Source organism: Proteus sp. FME41 (assembly GCF_014897315.1).
In the GTDB taxonomy this organism is placed as follows: Bacteria; Pseudomonadota; Gammaproteobacteria; order Enterobacterales; family Enterobacteriaceae; genus Proteus.
In genome coordinates this window covers 195736-215077 of the sequence record NZ_JABUYL010000002.1, presented here as the reverse complement: position 1 = coordinate 215077, position 19342 = coordinate 195736, and the positions used below count along the sequence as shown (strand labels likewise).

The 19342-nt window shown below is 36.9% G+C and carries 16 protein-coding genes; 4 read left to right on the top strand and 12 right to left on the bottom strand.

What is annotated here, in order from left to right:
- Nucleotides 1–26 precede the first annotated feature (26 nt).
- Nucleotides 27–431: a UmoC family flagellar biogenesis regulator gene (gene umoC, locus INT04_RS19305; protein WP_193014768.1), complete on the bottom strand. Its 405-nt coding sequence runs from the start codon at nt 429–431 to the stop codon at nt 27–29.
- Between the two features lie 446 nt (nt 432–877).
- On the opposite strand from umoC, the gene INT04_RS03500 reads away from it, so the two are divergent.
- The gene (locus INT04_RS03500) at nt 878–1222 is read left to right on the top strand and encodes a DMT family protein (protein WP_193014767.1); all 345 of its coding nucleotides are present in this window, start codon (nt 878–880) and stop codon (nt 1220–1222) included.
- 382 nt (nt 1223–1604) lie between these two features.
- Entirely contained in the window at nt 1605–1988 is a 384-nt protein-coding gene (locus INT04_RS03495) for a YkgJ family cysteine cluster protein (protein WP_193014766.1), read from the top strand.
- Between the two features lie 465 nt (nt 1989–2453).
- Here INT04_RS03495 and INT04_RS03490 read toward each other — a convergent pair whose 3' ends face one another.
- The 10 genes from INT04_RS03490 to galE all read right to left on the bottom strand — a co-directional run bounded on the left by INT04_RS03490 (nt 2454) and on the right by galE (nt 15726).
- Nucleotides 2454–3047: a DUF1287 domain-containing protein gene (locus INT04_RS03490; protein ID WP_193014765.1), complete on the bottom strand. Its 594-nt coding sequence runs from the start codon at nt 3045–3047 to the stop codon at nt 2454–2456.
- 199 nt (nt 3048–3246) lie between these two features.
- Entirely contained in the window at nt 3247–4413 is a 1167-nt protein-coding gene (locus tag INT04_RS03485; RefSeq protein WP_193014764.1) for an MFS transporter, read from the bottom strand.
- Between the two features lie 397 nt (nt 4414–4810).
- Entirely contained in the window at nt 4811–5668 is an 858-nt protein-coding gene (locus tag INT04_RS03480; protein WP_226893949.1) for an alpha/beta hydrolase, read from the bottom strand.
- 122 nt (nt 5669–5790) lie between these two features.
- Nucleotides 5791–7827, bottom strand: coding sequence for an IreA family TonB-dependent siderophore receptor (locus tag INT04_RS03475; RefSeq protein WP_193014763.1), 2037 nt, complete (start codon nt 7825–7827; stop codon nt 5791–5793).
- Between the two features lie 257 nt (nt 7828–8084).
- Nucleotides 8085–9719, bottom strand: a complete 1635-nt coding sequence (locus INT04_RS03470) for a sodium/sugar symporter (protein ID WP_193014762.1) — start codon at nt 9717–9719, stop codon at nt 8085–8087.
- A gap of 332 nt (nt 9720–10051) precedes the next feature.
- A complete protein-coding gene (locus INT04_RS03465; RefSeq protein ID WP_193014761.1) occupies nt 10052–11062 on the bottom strand; it encodes a substrate-binding domain-containing protein in 1011 nt (336 codons plus the stop codon).
- Nucleotides 11063–11245: 183 nt separating this feature from the next.
- On the bottom strand, nt 11246–12316 hold the full coding sequence (gene galM / locus INT04_RS03460) for a galactose-1-epimerase (protein WP_193014760.1): 1071 nt from the start codon (nt 12314–12316) through the stop codon (nt 11246–11248).
- A complete protein-coding gene (galK, locus tag INT04_RS03455; RefSeq protein WP_193014759.1) occupies nt 12316–13476 on the bottom strand; it encodes a galactokinase in 1161 nt (386 codons plus the stop codon). Before galK ends, galM begins: the two co-directional genes overlap by 1 nt.
- Nucleotides 13477–13608: 132 nt before the next feature.
- Nucleotides 13609–14664 carry a UDP-glucose--hexose-1-phosphate uridylyltransferase gene (locus tag INT04_RS03450; RefSeq protein ID WP_193014758.1) on the bottom strand — a complete coding sequence of 352 codons (1056 nt, stop codon included), beginning with the start codon at nt 14662–14664 and terminating at the stop codon, nt 13609–13611.
- 45 nt (nt 14665–14709) lie between these two features.
- The gene (gene galE, locus INT04_RS03445) at nt 14710–15726 is read right to left on the bottom strand and encodes a UDP-glucose 4-epimerase GalE (protein ID WP_193014757.1); all 1017 of its coding nucleotides are present in this window, start codon (nt 15724–15726) and stop codon (nt 14710–14712) included.
- A gap of 559 nt (nt 15727–16285) precedes the next feature.
- Here galE and ghrB point away from each other — a divergent pair.
- Nucleotides 16286–17245 (top strand): glyoxylate/hydroxypyruvate reductase GhrB, encoded by a 960-nt coding sequence (gene ghrB / locus INT04_RS03440; protein WP_193014831.1) that lies wholly within the window; start codon nt 16286–16288, stop codon nt 17243–17245.
- Between the two features lie 85 nt (nt 17246–17330).
- Here the strand turns inward: ghrB and INT04_RS03435 are convergent, their stop codons facing one another.
- A complete protein-coding gene (locus INT04_RS03435; RefSeq protein ID WP_193014756.1) occupies nt 17331–18248 on the bottom strand; it encodes a cation diffusion facilitator family transporter in 918 nt (305 codons plus the stop codon).
- A gap of 537 nt (nt 18249–18785) precedes the next feature.
- On the opposite strand from INT04_RS03435, the gene INT04_RS03430 reads away from it, so the two are divergent.
- Nucleotides 18786–19223 carry a universal stress protein gene (locus tag INT04_RS03430; RefSeq protein WP_193014755.1) on the top strand — a complete coding sequence of 146 codons (438 nt, stop codon included), beginning with the start codon at nt 18786–18788 and terminating at the stop codon, nt 19221–19223.
- The last annotated feature ends 119 nt before the right edge of the window (nt 19224–19342 follow it).

Sequence of the window (19342 nt, the reverse complement as noted above, 5' to 3'; positions counted from 1 at the left end):
TTTTGGGTTTTTCTCTATTTTACTAATCAATTATTTAATAAGGCTTTTGCTCTCCATTGATTTAATTTTATTTCACAGGCAAGTAAGACATCTCCTGCACCAGAACCGCCCATTAATAAGGCAGATTGACGTTGGCATTCAGCACTTCTAAATTGAATAAAATAGTCTTGTGAGCTGGCTAATGCATCAACAGCACTTTTAGCAGCAACAGAATCTGTATCTTCAAGATCACTCTTACTTTTGTCATAAATAACATTCATTTGCTGCTCTGTAAGTTTTAATTCATCAAGTAAACAAGCTTGTACTGCAGTTCTAGGTTCGTTAGCAGTGACATCATAACATTTGGTTAATGGATCGAATTTCGCTTGTGCCGAGGAAAAAAAACTGACGGTAAGTAAGCTAAAGGAAATGACAAATAAACCTATCTTCACGTTAATTCCTTATAAATTTATAATTAATTAACACTAAACATAAAGTATAAAATAATGAATATCACCTCTATTAGTGCGAAAGCCTCTTTTTCAGATATTTCGTATCTTATTTAATAAGAATTAATTTCTAATATTTAGAAATAAAACTTATTATTTATCACTATTTAATCTCAAGACATTTAACACATTACTTTCAAAAAATACTCTTCAGCATAAGATCAGTAAGTTATAATTGAAGCAATAAACCTAAAAACAGTTATTTGCTACTTTTTACTGTCTTTTATCGATAAAATAATAAATATTCTCATACTCAGAAATACACCACAGAAACAGGTGTATTGTTTTTTTCTTACTCATAACAATAGAAAACACCCTTTTTTTGCAGTAATCTCATACCCTTATTATTTGTGATTATCGACTAAAAAACGACCGGTGGTATTGCCAACATGTTCTATAAATTTATGCCTATCATTCTGCTTATTATTTCTAATATTTTTATGACATTTGCTTGGTATGGACATCTGAAATATGGGAATAAACCCCTTATTATTGTCATTCTTTTAAGTTGGCTGATTGCCTTTGTCGAGTATTGCTTTGCTGTACCAGCTAATCGAATTGGTCATAATTACTACAGTGCCGCAGAATTAAAAACGATACAAGAAGTGATTACTCTAACTATTTTCGCTATTTTTTCTGTGACATATTTAGGTGAAAATTTCACATTAAATCACTTTATTGGTTTTCTTTTAATTGGTGCAGGAGCACTATTTATTTTTAAAGGTCCTTTTTGAACATGCTTGTTTTTTAAGCTCATTATAAATCCTCTTTTTGCCGCCTTATCAAAAATGATAAGGTTTTTATTTAGCGTAAAGTTAACCTTCTGCTTATTTTTACTAGTAGTTATTGTGTGGTTTTTACAGAACACTCAATAACATCATTACTTTTCATTAAGTCATATAGTTTAGCTCATTATTTTTTTCAAAATAATAGTCTGCTATTTAATAAAAATATCCCATTAATAGATATTTTCCTCTTGAAAAGTATTTTTTATTCAGCGCATAATGGTTGTTCTAAGAGAAGCATCGTTTCTCTGTCTTTTTTGCCTCTCTTAAACTACAGCACCCTTAAAACGTGCCTTTTGTTGTTTTAACGTCAGATAAAATGGTATCTGGTATGAGCAAATATTCTAACGATTTTATTTATATGCAGGATAATCCCTGTATGCATTGTGGTGCTTGTTGCGCCTATTTTAGAGTTTCATTCTATTGGGCTGAAATGGTAAGTGGAGGTGGTGTGGTTCCCGATGAATTAACAGAACCATTAACACCTTTTCTCTCTTGCATGAAAGGAACAAACGCCAAAAAACCACGTTGTGACAAATTGATTGGTGAAGTGGGAGAGTGTGTAAGCTGTTCTATCTACGAACAACGCCCTTCTCCTTGTCGTGAGTTTCAACAATCTTGGGTAAACGGTATTCCTAATGAAGCTTGTGATCGTGCAAGAGCGGCTTATGGTTTACCTCCATTAACTCACACCACTTTGCCTCACACCGCGTAAGACATCAGAGGGGTTAAGCCCCTCCTGATCACTAAGTACCATCCAATATGCTATTTTTATAAAAAATAAAATAACAGCACAAAAAATCATTATTAAATAATATGTTAGTTTGACTTTATTTTTAAATAACCTAGTATATAAGGTAATGAATTAATAACGTGTATTTAGTGAGGTTTTTTATTTAAAAATAGCAATAAATTTGGAGGGCATTATGATCAGTAGCTCTTTTTTTATCCTTTTCCTTTCTTTTATCTGTTCTACTGCTGTCGTTAGTATGTTACTCGGTGGCTTAGAGGAATAACTATGAATATTTCTGATGAAAATATTCTTCCCCAGAAATAATGCCCATACTCTACCAAAAATAGATATGGGCATTATTTTACTTATTTTTTATATCTTACATTTTATTGCACTTTTTTATTTAACAATAAATCGATATATTTTAGTTTTTTCTAATAAATAAATTTAATAAGTAAAATGTCCTGTTATTTTCCATGAAAATAAAACATCTTCAGCAACCTGCCCAAAACCAATATTGTGCATAACGAGATAACGTTGGTTATCCCAACTTTTTTCGTCCACCACAATACCAATATGAGGGCGACCATTATCTAAACGCCAACTCACAATATCGCCTGGTAGATAATCTTCTGCATTTTTAGTAATCGGTTTTACTTTTCCTTTTCGTGAGAAGAAGACTTCTAAGTTAGGGACTCTACGGTGATCGATATTAGTATCAGGTTTATTCAATCCCCACATTCGTTTACTTGGGTAAGCGGAAAAATTCGCTTTAATATCTTCATGTAATAATTTTTGTAAATCGATATCAATACCACGATAGCTACGAATAATGACATCACTACAAACACCTTTATGGGCGGGTACATCACCATTAGGGTAATCTATTTTTCGATAATCTGAGTCATAAAATACGGCTCTTGGTAAATCAGCCGCATGCTCCACCAGCTTTTTATTTTGTTCTGCCGTTATCGCTTGTGCACTAGAAAACGGAATAATAAGTAAGAGCAAGAAACTGTGTGTAATTATTTTCACGTGCATTCTCCATGAAGAAGTAAAATCCATTATCGTTAGAAGAGGATAACGTAGTTTGTTTATATACTGATAAAAAACAGACTAAAAATATCAGTAAAGTCTTAATTCATTTTGTTGAATAAGATATAAAAAAGCCGAGCCACCTTTTACGGCAAGCTCGGCTGATAATAAAATAAAAAAAAGAGATCAAAGTAAGAGAAAATATTTAGTTCAGCACAATATGGCTTTTGCGACGTAAACTAGCAAAAAACATGTAAACCGCAGTCACCAATAACACACCAAAGAAAAAATTCATAATGCCGTTACTTGCCTGCGCCATAAACATACCTGCCCCTAAAGGCCCAATGGCTGAACCAATGCTATAACTTAATAACATTACTTGGGTGATCGCCACAATGTAGCTGGCATTCACATGGTCACACGCCAATGTAATGGCAATAGGATAAAGTGCAAAAGAGGACATACCTAATAGCGACAGCGCCATAATAAGCACCATATAATCGTTAGAAAGATATGTCAGTCCCATCGCAAAAACACCCACTAAACACATCATGGCTAATAACAGCGTTTTGCTCATCATCACAGATAATTTGCTAATAATAGGTTGAACCACCATTCCACCTAAAATAACCGCTGCCATCAACACACCAATTTGGTCTGTTGTAAACTGCCCTTGATTTAATGCTAATGGCATCATCCCATAAATACTGCCCATCACCACACCAGACACCATACAGCCCACTAAAGCTGCTTTATTTAAACGGCTCATCTGTTTTAATGACAAACTTTTATGAACATGGCCTTGGGGTTGTCCTTGTTTAAAAAACAAAAGCGGTAATACGGCAATTAATAACAAGAACAATATCGCCATAAAGGGAATAACGCCTTGTGTGCCAATTGCCCCAATCGCTAATTGCCCTAATGTTGTACCACCATAAAGCGATGTCATATAAAAGCCTAAGCGTTTCGCTCGCTCTTTAGGATTATCGCCAATTAATAGCCATGACTCGACAACAACAAATATACCCGCAACCGCCATACCACCAATAAAACGGAAAACCATCCATGCTGATAAATAAGGCATTAAAGGTAATACACCAACAGTCACTGCCAGTAATAATAGAAATACAATAAACGAAAGACGATGCCCTATTCTTGCAATAACAGGCTCTATCATCACAGAACCTATTAATAATCCAATAAAATAAATACTTGCTAACCAGCTAGCATAAAGTGTGTCCATTCCAAAACCGTCCATAGACAGTGGAATTAAACTCATTAAATAGCCTGACGCAATAGCAAATACCGTTAACCCAGCCACAGGTACTAATGTACTGTCGCCTTGGCGTACCAAAGTAGTGTTCTGTTTCACTACCCTCGTCTCCACAATCAAAACGGTTGATAATGTGCTGTTTTCGCGATGCCTGATAAGGGCGATTCTTTTATCTAGGAAAGATAAAAGAAACAAAGGTGAAAACAGTGGATGGCGTCCCTAAATTCAGGAGACGCGAATATAGCGCTTAAATAGGTATAAATAAAATTATAAAATCTAATGCCAGAAGACAATTTTATTTATATCAATCATAATTATCGCCTTTTCCTACAAAAAAGAAATAGCCAAATTAAGATATTTATTTTTATAAAATGATAAGCTTTTTTTATTAAGATAATTACGCGTAAATACATATTTGATAAATTACAAATAGAAATTTTTGATGAGTATCCTATTGTTACTGAATAGGATACTCAAAACAAAAAGATAACTCGGTTTATTCTGCGCTTTGTTCTAAAGCAATATTAATGGCATCTGGAATTGAGCCGCCATGGCTTTTACCTTCAAATAAGTAAAATTCACACTGTTTTCCTGTATCTGATAAATATTGACACAGTTGGCGTTGCGTTAACCAGCTACTACGTTCTTGATAATTTTTCTGTTGCTCTTCACTTAACCGACTTAAATCTGGATTTTCTTCTTTCTCACCCAAGGTTATTGCAATAGAAGTATCACCAGAAATAGCTTGCCATTGTTCTTTTTTTACCCACTCACCATTTCCCCACCATAAAGAAGGGCTTGCGGCTATATAGCGTTGGAATGTTTCTGGATGATTAAACAAAACATACAACGTAAACACACCACCAAAAGAGTGACCAAAAAGAGATTGCTGGGTAACTGAAATATTCTCTTGCGCAAGTTGTTCAAACGCATAAGGCCTGACTTGCGTTAGGATAAAATGATAAAAATTCTCTGCATTTCCACCACGGCTAAATGCTTCACCTTTTACACTTGGCGTATAATCATGCATTCTTTCTGTAATAAAATAGGCCTTATCTCCCACATAGCCTACGCTAATAATCGCAGGTAATGGGCTATTTCTTTGTTTTATGGCTTCATTGACCATCAGTGGAAATTGCGCATTACCATCAACACCATAAATTAATGTGGTCTTTATTGTATTTTTAGGGATAGCAAGAAACAGGCGATATTGCTTCCCTTGATAAGCTATTTCTTTTTGTGTGATTTGATAATAAGTGGGTACCTGAGCATCAAATTTAGGAACTTCTTGGTTAGGCCTAGCTTGAGCAACCGCAGATAACATAATCATTCCACATAACATTAGTATTCGCATAAATCAGATACTCTGTTAGTAATATAAAAAGGTGAACAGTTAAACTGAAAATAAAAATAATAGAAAGAGATAAAAAAATAAACCCCATATTAAATACGGGGTTTATTTCAGTTTAGGCTTAATTAGAAGCTATATTTAATGTTCGCCCAATAACGACGACCTTCATCGACAACCCAGTTACCGCCTTTATCGTTTACAGCAGGACCGGTTTCATCTGTAATATTTAATACCGCAAAGTTAAACAGGGTATTTTTATTAAAGTTGTACGTCATTCCTAAATCAAAGGTTGTGTAGCCACTACGATAACGAGCTCCAGTGTAACCATTACGTTGTGCCGCCCAGATTTGTTTCCCAGTATAAGCGGTATTGGCATAAAAACTGGTTGCTTCATCAAACTGCCAATCAACTCGCGCATTGGCACTGTGTTTTGGTGTTAAATCTAATGGGTAACCCTTTAATGATTCACCAGAACCTAGTTTTTCATCATCACTTTTACGTTCTGAATCAATATAGGTATAGTTTGCATTGGCATGCCAGTTTTCAGCAATAGGGAATCCCACTGCTGTTTCAATTCCTTTGATATTGGCTTTACCCACATTATCGTATTGATACAGCTTTAATCCTGTAATGGGATCTATTTCACCCGTATCGTAGTTCGTTAACTTATCTTTAAAGTCGGTATTAAAGAAAGTCACACTCGCGGTAACCCCCTCACCATTATCATAACCAATACCAATTTCTTGGCTGACTGACGTTTCAGGTTTTAAATCACGATTACCGTACATAATCGCACGGCCCTTCTCTGTTGAAGTGCCGTATTCAGGACTGATTTCACGTAAGCTTGGGGCTTTAAAGGCTTTCGCCACACCTCCTTTTAACGTGAATTCATCCGTTAAATGATAAACCGCATACGCTCTTGGGCTCCAGTGGTTACCGTAGAATTCGTGATCATCAAGACGCACACCCCCTGTTAATGCAAGGTTGTCTGTTACGCTATATTCATCTTCAAGGAATAACGCTTTTTGATCTGCCGTAATTGTCGATTGTTTAATACCCGAACCTGTAGAAGACTCGTCTTTTAAGCGAGCATATTGGTACTGACCACCCAAGGTCATTATGTTATCAGGTAAGAAAGCGGTAAATTTTGCATCAAAAACGGTATTGGTGATTTCAGGGCGACGATCTTCATAATATTTTTCACGCTCTTTCGTCGTTTTATCGATCATTTCCGTTTTGGTAATACGTTTAGTCTGTTCTTGGTAAACACTTAATTCTGAATGCAGAATATCAAACTGATTTTTATAGGTTAATGCCCAATGATTACGGTCATTATTGGTTTCAAGCATCTTATTTTCATCAGCTTTACCACCACGAATGGTAAATTCACTCATGGATTTACCTGGTGTCGTTGTACGCTGTAGCGTATTACGGCCCGCTTCTAATAAAATGGTTTGATTATCAGTCGGTGTGAACGCTAATTTTGCTGTAATATTTTTATTATCATTACGGCCTTGACCATAAATAATTTCATCTTCAGCACGTAAATAACTACTACCGTAAAGCTGTAAGCCTAATTTATTTTCAATTAAAGGCCCTGAAAGATAGAAATCACCATTAATCGAATCACCTGCATCACGGTTATGTTGCAATGTACCGCCAACCGCAACAGAGCCATGCCACTCTTTTGTCACTGGCTTAGTGATGATATTGATAACACCGCCCATTGCATCTGAACCATACAGTGATGACATTGGTCCACGGATAACTTCAATGCGTTCAATCGCATCTGCTGGTGGAATAAAGCCGCCTTCATAACCCCCACTCCCATTCGGACGTGATTCACGGCTATTTTGGCGACGGCCATCCACAAGAATAAGTGTGTATTCACCCGGTAGACCACGCATCGTGATTTCTTGTTTATTGGCATTCCCATTCACGCTAACACCTTCAACACCTTTTACAGCATCAGCTAAGTCATGAACCGGTTTTTTAGCAAGTTGCTCTTTGCTAATAACAGTGATACTGGCTGGTGCATCTGTAATTTGTTGAGCAAACCCTGAAGCGGATACAACAAGTCTTTCTTCTTTATTTTCTTGTGCATACAGAGGGTAAGAGGCAGATAAAATACAGGCTGTTAAGACGCCCATTTTAAAGTTCATAGTAATTCCCTGAGGTAATAACGATTATTGTAATGAGAACGATTAATATTATCTTAATCAAATAATCATGAGAATGATTTTCTTTTCATATTTAGTGTTTTTTTTTAATCTGCATCAAAGTAAATCAGCACCATTATCGCTAGAGCACTTTATCAACAATCTTGAACACAAAAAAAAGCAGAAGGCATAGCCCTCTGCTTGATATTTTTTGTAGGATATTTTTAGATTTAACGAATTAGCCTATTATTGGATCATCATTACCAGAACACAGCATAAAGCACACATAAAATGATCATAATGGCATAAGACGCAATATTGAATCCGCTTTGTGTTTTAAACGTTTTATCTGTTAATGCAATTGCCCCTACGCTGTCATCCGTTTTAGTCGAAGTTAAGCTCATTAAACCAATCACAACGGTTGTAAACATAAAGGTGTACATCATTTGATCAAGGAAAGGCATACCTAATGGCATTAATTTTAGGAATAATGCAAACGGTATAGATAATACGACACCAATAATTGCACCTTTGGCGTTTGTTTTTTTCCAGAATAAGCCTAATAGGAATACGGCTAAGATACCTGGGCTGACCAATCCAGTATATTCTTGAATATATTGGAATGCCTGATCAATACCGCCCAATAATGGCGCAATAAAGCAAGCAATAATCAGTGCAACGACAGCACTAATACGACCGACATTCACTAAACGTGTTTCAGATGCTTTTGGCCCAACATATTCTTTATAGATATCCATCGTAAAAATGGTCGCGATAGAGTTAAGCATTGATGCTAATGATGAAACAATAGCCGCTGCAAGCGCTGCAAAAACAACCCCTTTTGCGCCCACAGGCAGGAATTGGGTCAGCCAAGGATAGGCTTTATCTGCTTGTGTCAACGTTGGAATATGTTCTGGTGCCATTGTGCCTAATCCTGCCATTAAGTCAGGATTAGTCGTAATCACAAATGCCGCAATACCTGGAACTACGACTAGAATTGGAACGATTAATTTTAAAAATGCCGCAAACACAAGCCCTTTTTGAGCTTCATTAATAGATTTAGCCGCTAAAGCACGCTGAATAATATATTGATTAAAGCCCCAGTAATAGAGATTAGCGACCCACAATCCCCCAATCAGCACCGCTATACCGGGTAAATTCATAAACTGCGGATTATCTTTCTCTAAGATCATCTTAAAGTGATCAGGTGCGGCCTGTGTCATTTTACTTAAACCTACCATGATCCCGCCATCCCCCCCGATATAGCTTACGGCTAATACCGTGGTAAATAGGCCACCAAGAATAAGAAAGAACACTTGTACAACGTCAGTCCACGCAACAGCAGAAAGTCCACCATAAAGTGAATAAACCACCGCAAACAATGCCAGACCGATAATGGCATACATCATTGGCACACCAAGAATGGTTTCTAATGCCAATGAACCTAAATAGAGTACCGATGTTAAGTTCACAAAAATAAATAATGCGAGCCAAAACACCGCAAGAATTGTTTTTAAGTTCCGGCTTTTAAAGCGCTTTTCAACAAATTCAGGGATGGTATAAATCCCTTTCTCGATAAACACAGGTAAAAAGTATTTAGCTACAATAATTAATGTCAGTGCTGCCATCCATTCATAAGAAGCGATAGCAAGACCAATCGAGAAACCGGACCCAGACATACCAATAAACTGTTCTGCTGAAATATTAGCAGCAATCAGCGAAGAACCAATTGCCCACCAAGGAAGGGTTTTCCCCGCAAGGAAGTAATCCTTTGTTCCTTTTTTTTCACCATCCTTTGAACGAGAAACCCATAATCCTACGCTAATAATAATCACAACATAGAGGGCAAAAATTGCATAATCTATTGTGCTTAATCCAACACCTTCTGTATGCATAATATTTTCCTTTCAGACCCATAGAGAGAATAGAATTTTAATGTAAACGTTTTCACACTCTTTTTCCGTTACTCCCTTCACAATTTCATCGTTCATGTTACGTAAATGGATCATAAAATAGAAAAACAAACGATTACCTTGACGAGTAAAACAAAATTCAGGCTAAAAGATCACATTCACACTCGGTTTAAAAGAAAAAGATTTAAATAAAAGAATAAAAATAACTACAAAATTGATAACGATTACAATACATAAAAGAATAATAAAAAAATTCTCCTAATTGCCTGAAAACAACAAGGAGAATTTTAAATATCATAAAGGTGATTGAGTGACTAAGAGAGATGGCTAAGGTTAAATACAGAGTTACGTTGAACTAATGTTGGTGAAAAAATACGTTGTTTTTGTTCTAATATTTCACCTTTAGAAAGCTTTATCGCCAGAGTAGCCGCTTGTTCCGCCATCATTTGAATAGGATAGCGTACCGTCGTTAAACGAGGATGAATATAACGAGCAATGAGTACGTCATCAAACCCAATAACAGAGATTTTTTCAGGTACGGGGATTTCATTTTCATCAAGAACAGATAAAGCCCCCGCCGCCATAAAATCGTTGTAAGTGACCACGGCTGTAAAATCGATGGATTTCGTCAATAGATGCATCATTGCTTTTTCACCCCCTTCCCCTTCTGGTTCACCATATTCAATATAGCTTTCTGGCAATATGATGTTATTAGCTTGCAATGCTGCTTTATAGCCTGCAAGGCGTTGGGTGGTATCTTCAATATGATGTGTAGATGAAATATACGCTATTTTAGTATGCCCTTGACGAATAAGATGCTCGGTTGCCATCCAAGCTCCTTTATAATTATCTAAAGCAACACAGCGTTCAGCAATTTCAGGAATAAAGCGATTAATCAACACGATACTTTTTACTTCATGTGCATATGCAAGAAGTTCTTCATCAGAAAGGGCTTTTGAATGAATAACAAGGCCATCACAGCGACTATTAATTAATAACTCGATAGATTGGCGCTCGTCTTGTGCATCATGATAACCGTTACACACTAAAATATGTTTTCCGGCTTGTCTTGCCACATTATCAACCGCTTTTACCAATGTGCCAAAAAAAGGATCGGAAACATCATGCACCAAAACACCTAGGGTTTGCGTGCTTTGACTGACTAAGGCTCTTGCTGCCGCATTGGGACGATAACCTAGTTTTTGCATCGCAACATTAACAGATTGTATTGATGCTTGGCTTGCTTTCGGTGAGTTATTAATGACTCGTGACACAGTAGCAACAGAAACACCCGCCTCTTTTGCTACATCTTTGATAGTCGCCATATCCACCCCTTATAGATCACCTTTATTCATGGTTTAGAAATAACGAGCCGTTAATCTACAAACAAAGAAAAAAGAGAGTAATAGAATTTAAGTGGCTTGATTATCAGCGAAGACGTGAAATTTAAAAAGTGAAAAGATCAAATAAAGCGTGAAAAGGAAAGCGTTTACACTTTCCTTTTATTGTTACGAGTAAAACTTATAAACAGTTTGGCTATTCCAAGCTGAGTTAGCAGGCAAAACACCTTGATTTTCATGCCATTCTGGATGATTAGGTCCATCTGGAAAATATTGTGTTTCTAAGGCTAACCCTGAGTAATTACCATAACGACGGCTTTTTCCTTTTGTACTGTCTAAAAAGTTACCTGTATAGAATTGAACTGAAGGCATGGTAGTAAAGACATCCATTTTAAGCTCGCCTTCCGGTGCAACAACGGTCGCAATAGGGGCTTTATCTTCAATCTCTTTTTTATCTAAAACAAACGCATGATCATAACCACTAGCCGCTTTTTGACACTCATCAGCCATAAAATCAAGACCAATACGTTTTAATTTACGAAAATCAAACCCCGTACCGACTACACTTGCAAACTCACCCGTAGGAATATTCCCTTCCCCATTTTTTAAATAGTGTGCTGCACAAATTTTTAAAGAGTGTTCAAGGGCGGTGCGCTCGGTGTGTTCACCTGCAAGATTAAAATAGGCGTGATTAGTCAAACTTAATGGCGTCGTTTTATCGCTAATAGCATGATAATCAATCTGAACCTCATTATTATCGGTCAGTGTATACGTCACACTTGCTTTAAGCGTCCCTGGAAAACCTTGGTCGCCATCATTTGAGATCAATGAAAAAGTGACCGACTGAACGGTTTGTGCCGTGATACCCCAGCGACGATGGCTAAAGTTTTGTTTACCGCCATGTAAGGTATTTTTACCTTCATTAGCACTAATTGGGTATTCATGCCCTTCTAATACAAATTTTGCCCCCGCAATACGATTGGCAAAACGTCCTACCGTGGCACCAAAATAGGCAGTTTGCTGTTTATGGACATTCATATCAGCAGATCCTAATAACACATCTCGGCGATACCCATTAACCGGTACAATACAAGTTAACCAAGTCGCACCAATATCCATTAAAGAGATCGACATACCAAAACGATTCTTAAGCACAACCACTTGTGCAGGTTTTCCATCTGATGCAGGTTGTGCTGTCATTTGTTCAGGCTCGAAAAAACGAAGCTCATTAATCGCCATTATTTTGCCTCCGAATAGCCCGCTCCTTGGCTTGCAGAGCAGACATAGATAGTTTCTTTTAATCCTGTTTTAGCTTCATACTGTGCTTGAACTGAGTTTACAACGTTATCCACTAAATCAGGTGTGACTAATGCTACGACACAACCGCCAAATCCACCACCCGTCATTCTGACACCACCACGCTCACCAATCACTGATTTCACAATTTCAACCAATGAATCAACCTCTTTAACCGTAATTTCAAAATCATCGCGCATTGAATGATGGGATTGCATCATCAATTGGCTTAATGTGGTTAAATCGCCACGGCGTAATGCCTCTGCGGCTTCGAGTGTACGGCTATTTTCTGTGATCACATGGCGTGCTCGACGATAAACGACATCACTCATTAATGTTTTTTTGTCGTGTAAATCGTTTAATGTAGCGTCTCTTAATGCTGTCACATTTAAAATCTTTGCGGCCTCTTCACATTGCTGGCGGCGTGTATTGTATTCGCTATCAACCAATCCCCGTTTTTTATTAGAGTTAATGATCATCACAACCATATTTTCAGGCATTCTCACCGCAGAGGTTTCTAATGAACGACAATCAATTAAGAGTGCATGATCCTCTTCACCACAAGCCGAAATAAGTTGATCCATAATGCCACAGTTACAACCAACAAATTGGTTTTCTGCTTTTTGCCCATTTAATGCGATCTCTTTTTGATCAATAGGTAACTGATATAGTGTTTTAATGGTTTGCCCTATTGCAACTTCAAGCGCGGCTGATGAACTTAATCCTGCGCCTTGTGGAACATTCCCTGATATTGCGATATCCACACCCTGAAAAGAATAATTATCTTGTTGTAGAAAATGAATCACACCACGAACATAGTTCGCCCACATTTTATTTGGCAGAAATTCGATGGTGTTATCGAGGCTAAATTCATCAACCTCATTTTGGTAATCAACTGCAATCACTCGAATAATGTTATCTTCTCGTTTTGCTGCAGCGACGACCATTTGATAATTAATAGCACAAGGTAAAACAAAACCATCGTTATAATCAGTATGTTCACCAATAAGATTTACCCTTCCTGGCGCTTGAATAAAATGTGTAGGTGCGTAACCAAAAATAGATGTAAATGAACGAGTCACATTATTAATAAGTGCCTGCATAATAAATCCTTAGCTTAAAATGAAGTAATAAAATCTCACCACATCACTATGTAAATAATGAGATGTCTGGTTTAATTTATTTCGCACGCAAAAAGCAGATTAACTAAAATACATTGTCTGCATTGAAAACAATTAGTTTTGCTCTTTGTAATGAATATCGCTTGATTGACGCAAATTATTTGCCGCTTGCTCTGGCGTTAAATCTCTTTGTGATTCTGCCAGCATTTCATATCCCACCATAAATTTACGCACAGTGGCTGAGCGTAATAACGGTGGATAATAAAGCGCATGTAATTGCCAGTGATCAGTATTTCGATTGTCTTTAAAAGAAGGCGCAAAATGCCATCCCATTGAATAAGGGAAAGAACAATGAAATAAATTATCATAACGGCTTGTTAATTTTTTCATTGCAATAGCAAGATCATCGCGTTGCGCACCATTTAACTCACTCATTCTACGAATATGGGCTTTCGGTAATAACATCGTTTCATAAGGCCAAGCAGCCCAATAAGGCACAACCGCTAACCAATGCTCGGTTTCAACAACGGTGCGACTTCCGTCTTTGCACTCAGCATCGGCATAATCAATTAATAAATTACGTCCATATTTTTCAAAATAGGTTTTTAATTGAATCTCTTTACGCGCTAATTCATTAGGTAAGAAATCACTCGCCCAAATTTGTCCATGAGGGTGAGGCTGAGAGCACCCCATGGTTTCGCCTTTATTCTCAAAGACTTGAACCCAAAGATATTCTTTGCTGAGTTCTTCTATTTGGTTATCCCAAGTATCGACAATTTTACGTAAGCTATTTAGAGATAATTCAGGAATTGTTTTCCCATGATCAGGTGAGAAACAGACAACCCGACTGATCCCTCTTACTGCTTGAGTTTGAAATAAAGGATTTGAGGAAGGATCGACATTATATTCATCTTGCAATAATGCAGAGTGATCGTTATTAAATACATAAGTCCCCGAGTAATCTGGATTTTTATCACCAGAAACGCGCGTATTACTTGGACATAAATAACAGTGAGGATCATAAGAGGGAAGTGTCGCAATCTGAGGTTTTTCATCTTTGCCATTCCAAGGTCGTTTTGCCCGATGGGGTGAAACTAAAATCCACTGATCAGTTAACGGATTATAACGACGATGAGGATGTTCAACAGGATCAAAAATCAGTTTTGACATAATCTTCTCTCTTATTTATTCAAGATTATCTGAATACGTTAAAACTTATTTCAGATAACCATTAGGGTTTTTTAACTGCCAACGCCATGCATCAGCGGCCATATCATCAATGGAACGGATAGCTTTCCAATGTAGATCTTTCTCTGCTTTTGCAGGGCTTGACCAACATTCAGCAATATCACCAGGACGACGAACTTGTAATTGATAAGGAATAGGTTTACCACTGGCTTTACGAAATGCTTCAATCATTTCAATCACACTCGTGCCATTACCTGTTCCTAAATTATAAATATGTAGGCCCGCTTTTTTTCCTAACGCATTTAATGTGGCGATATGACCATCAGCCAGATCCATAACATGGATATAGTCGCGAACACCGGTGCCATCTTTTGTTGGGTAATCATCACCAAAAACAGCGACTTGTTCACGACGTCCCACCGCCACTTGAGAAATATACGGTGTTAAATTATTTGGAATACCTTTCGGATCTTCACCCATCGTACCTGATGGATGCGCGCCAACTGGATTAAAGTAACGCAATAAACTAATAGACCAGCTTTCGTCAGCAACATATAAGTCGGATAAAATGCGCTCAACCATATATTTACTTGTACCATAAGGGTTTGTTGTGCCCCCTACAGGTGAATCTTCAGTAATCGGTACAGATTGAGGATCACCATAAACCGTTGCTGATGAGCTAAAAATAAGGCTTTTCACGCCAGCATCACGCATACAACGTACTAAGACTAAGGTGCCATTAACATTGTTATCATAATATTCAATCGGCTTTTGAACTGATTCACCCACTGATTTCAATCCCGCAAAATGAATAACAGATTGAATAGTATGTTTATTAAAGATTGATGCTAATAATTGGTCATCACGAATATCGCCGTTATAAAACAGTGGGCGTTGACCTGTTAGTGCTTCAACACGGTTAAGCACCTCTTCATTCGCATTACTAAGATTATCTAAAATAATTGGGGTCATACCCGCTTCAATCATTTGCACACAAGTATGACTACCGATATATCCCATACCACCTGTCACTAATATTTCCACATTCACCTCTTTTGATTCATTTCAACGGAAAAGCGCAAGACGGTTTCTGTTTACTGACACAGAGTTTAGCAAGATCAACAAAATCATTTCGTGATCTAACCGACATTTAGTGTAAACGTTTACACGCTTTTCGCACACATTTAATTTTTATAAAAACCTTAGTTTAGAACTGCATTACAGTAAGTTAATAAAATAGGTAATACACTCCACCTTTTTATCACTAAAAACAACATCCATTCAAAGTAAACGGTTACATCTCAATTAATCAGTTAATGACATGATAAAACTGACATTCAATACGTTTTATCATACCTTATTGCATAGATACTCTAAATAAATGCTTTGTTGTATAAATACTCTAAATAGTTCAAGTTACAGCTAGGCGGCAAGTGAATGAGTCGCTAGGAGCATACAATAGTATGTGACTAGTGCGAATGAACGTAGCCAACAACGCTGTGGCTTGAAGTATGACGAGTATCAAAGTATGTGACTAATGCAGAATGAACGTAGCCAACAACGCTGTGGCTTGAAGTATGACGAGTATCGAATGGAGAACATAATGAAACCGACTGTCTTGCTCTACCAAGATCTTCCCGAAATACTGTACAAAAAACTATCTGATTTTGCTGATATCAAGCACTTTAAAACACTTTCTTTAGACTCTAATGACTTTCGTTCAGCACTTGCCAATGCTTCTGGATTACTAGGTGCTGGTGGTAATATTGATGAAAACTTTATTAACCAAGCGCCTCATTTAAAAGTCGTTTCAACGGTTTCTGTTGGCTATGATAATGTCGATGTTAGTGTCCTTACTCAACGCAATATTAAGCTAATGCATACACCAACGGTATTAACAGACACCGTTGCTGACACCATGATGGCATTAGTACTTGCCGTTTCGAGACGTATTCCTGAATTGGCCGATAATATTAAACAAGGCTTATGGGTTAAAGGTATCACATCTGATTGGTATGGCACTGATGTTCATCATAAAACCATGGGTATTATTGGCATGGGCCGAATTGGTAAAGCCTTAGCACAGCGTGCACATTTCGGTTTTAACATGAATATTCTTTATCACTCACGCACCGAGTATAGTGATGTGAATGTTCGCTTTAATGCTCAATATTGTGATTTAAATACGCTATTACAGCAATCTGATTTTGTTTGTATCACGCTGCCTTTAACGCCAAAAACTCACCATTTAATCAGTCAAAAACAGTTTTCAATGATGAAACCTGAAGCTTATTTAATTAACGCTGGTCGTGGGGCTGTGGTTGATGAAATGGCACTGATTAATGCACTAGAACAAAAAGAGATCGCAGGGGCTGGGCTTGATGTTTTTGAAGAAGAGCCACTACCCGCATCATCACCATTGTTAAACATGAAAAATGTTGTTGCTGTTCCACATATCGGTTCTGCAACAAAAGAGACTCGCTACGCCATGGCTGAGTGTGCAGTAGATAATTTGATTGCTGCATTGAGTGATAACGTAAAAGAAAACTGTGTTAATTTTTAAAATAATAATTGAATCAGTGCCGAACATAAAAAAGGTAATGAAAATCTATCATTACCTTTTTTCGTTAATAAATACACAATATGATTTATGCAGGATCAACGTGTGCCATCACACTTAATATCTGTTTATTGTGTTGTAAAACATGATTACGCGCACTGACTACAATCGCATGACTTTCATTAACAGTGAGTTCCCCTTTTATTTCAAGATGCACATCTACTAATAAATAATCACCAGCACGACGGGTTTTTAAATCATGAACACCTTGTACACCAGGGGTTGAAATCAAGCATTGTTTAATTTCTTCAAGTGTATCTTCATCCGCCCCTCTGTCCATCAAATCTTGTAGGGCTTGATATGTAAAACGCCATCCCATACGACCTACAAATAAGCCCACGATTAACGCAGCAAGAGGGTCAAAGAATTTAAATCCGGCTAGGCTTCCGATAATACCAATTGCCACAACCAGTGAAGACGCAGCATCAGAGCGCGCATGCCAAGCATTAGCGACTAACATATTAGAGTCCACTTTTTTCGCCACACCAAGCATATAACGAAATAGCCCTTCTTTAGCGGCAAGTGCTAATAAAGCAACATACAAAGCAATGCTATGGACTTCAGGAATAGTGGAGGGTTCTACTATTTTATGTATGGCAGAAACCACCATTCCTAAGCCAACAATTAATAAAATAGTGCCCAAGATAAGTGATGCTGCATTTTCATAACGAAAATGACCATAAGGGTGATCGGCATCCGGTCGTTTCTGGCTACCTTTATTCGCAATTAAGACAACAAAGTCAGCAATCAAATCAGAAAGTGAGTGAATACCATCAGCAATTAAACCTTGAGAATGCGAAAAAAAGCCCACAGTAATTTGCCAAATAGATAAAACGATATTCACAAAAACACTCACAAGCGTACTTTTTTTAGCTGCTTTAAACTTTTCTAACTGTATATTATCAGTCAGATCCAACTCAATATCATCAATGTGATTATGTGTCATAATAATAATCTTATTTGGTTTTAAATAGCCTACTCTAGTTATAATAGATAAATAGAGTTCCATAGGTTATTTCAGGTTCCATAACTCATTGGTGAGGATAAAGGACGACTCTGAATAACAATCCAGTTTAGGGACTAAGATTGCTGTCCAGACATCATTATTGAGATGTCATTGTCTATTAATATGCCATAACTAACGCTTTATGTCTCTTATTTTTATCAATAAAATCTTATAGATACAGAACAATAATATAATTGATAATCATTCTTTTATGCATTTTCTACTTTTAATCACATTTAAAGAAATCTATTTTTAATAATAAAGATATTTATCGCTTTTCTGTCAATAAGTTAAGGTGTATAACTTATTTTTATTATATTTATAATATTGTTTCAGTACGTTTTTACTTTTTTATGATTAATCATGCAAGGCAGTAAATAATCATTCTCACTCTTATTTAAAACACAGATCACAGCTATTTTTTACTGTTAGGCGATAATAGTAAATATTTTAAACTAACGCTAAGTGAGGTTTGTAATGTATAAGAAAATTCTAGTTCCCATTGATATTTTAGAAGATGAACTTTCGCAGGAACTGATCGCTCACATTGAACAAATTGCAAAGGTGGGCAAACCTGAGATCCACTTCCTCACCGTTATTCCTAATGCTGAACTTTTCTTTGGTATCGAATTTGCTGCTATTCCTGAAAAATTCAAAGATTCAGCAGAACGTACACGCCTGGCTTTTATTGCACTACAAGACATGATTAAAGATGCAAAAATTCCTGATGAGCAAATTGTGTGTAATGTAGGCGTAGGTAATGCAAAAGATGAAATTTTAGAATATGCACGTCATATTGATGCTGATTTAATTGCAATTGCTTCACATCGTCCTAATGTTTCATCTTACTTATTAGGTTCAACAGCATCATCCATTGTGCGTCATGCAAAAATGTCAGTTTTAGTTATACGTTAATTCTTACCTTAACGAATAAAAAAAGCCCTTTGTATCAATAATAAAGGGCTTTTTTAATGTATCAAACTTACTGGATATCAATAAACCTAAAACACGTATTTTAGTTCACTGAATATCCC

Excerpts from the sequence above, each read along its gene's own strand:
- INT04_RS03465 (WP_193014761.1), bottom strand. The coding sequence starts at position 11,062 with ATGGCGACTATCAAAGATGTAGCAAAAGAGGCGGGTGTTTCTGTTGCT.
- INT04_RS03470 (WP_193014762.1), bottom strand. The coding sequence starts at position 9,719 with ATGCATACAGAAGGTGTTGGATTAAGCACAATAGATTATGCAATTTTT.
- INT04_RS03475 (WP_193014763.1), bottom strand. The coding sequence starts at position 7,827 with ATGAACTTTAAAATGGGCGTCTTAACAGCCTGTATTTTATCTGCCTCT.
- galM (WP_193014760.1), bottom strand. The coding sequence starts at position 12,316 with ATGGCGATTAATGAGCTTCGTTTTTTCGAGCCTGAACAAATGACAGCA.
- INT04_RS03480 (WP_226893949.1), bottom strand. The coding sequence starts at position 5,668 with ATGCGAATACTAATGTTATGTGGAATGATTATGTTATCTGCGGTTGCT.
- INT04_RS03490 (WP_193014765.1), bottom strand. The coding sequence starts at position 3,047 with ATGCACGTGAAAATAATTACACACAGTTTCTTGCTCTTACTTATTATT.
- ghrB (WP_193014831.1), top strand. The coding sequence starts at position 16,286 with ATGAAACCGACTGTCTTGCTCTACCAAGATCTTCCCGAAATACTGTAC.
- galK (WP_193014759.1), bottom strand. The coding sequence starts at position 13,476 with ATGCAGGCACTTATTAATAATGTGACTCGTTCATTTACATCTATTTTT.
- INT04_RS03450 (WP_193014758.1), bottom strand. The coding sequence starts at position 14,664 with ATGTCAAAACTGATTTTTGATCCTGTTGAACATCCTCATCGTCGTTAT.
- INT04_RS03430 (WP_193014755.1), top strand. The coding sequence starts at position 18,786 with ATGTATAAGAAAATTCTAGTTCCCATTGATATTTTAGAAGATGAACTT.
- INT04_RS03495 (WP_193014766.1), top strand. The coding sequence starts at position 1,605 with ATGAGCAAATATTCTAACGATTTTATTTATATGCAGGATAATCCCTGT.
- INT04_RS03435 (WP_193014756.1), bottom strand. The coding sequence starts at position 18,248 with ATGACACATAATCACATTGATGATATTGAGTTGGATCTGACTGATAAT.
- INT04_RS03500 (WP_193014767.1), top strand. The coding sequence starts at position 878 with ATGTTCTATAAATTTATGCCTATCATTCTGCTTATTATTTCTAATATT.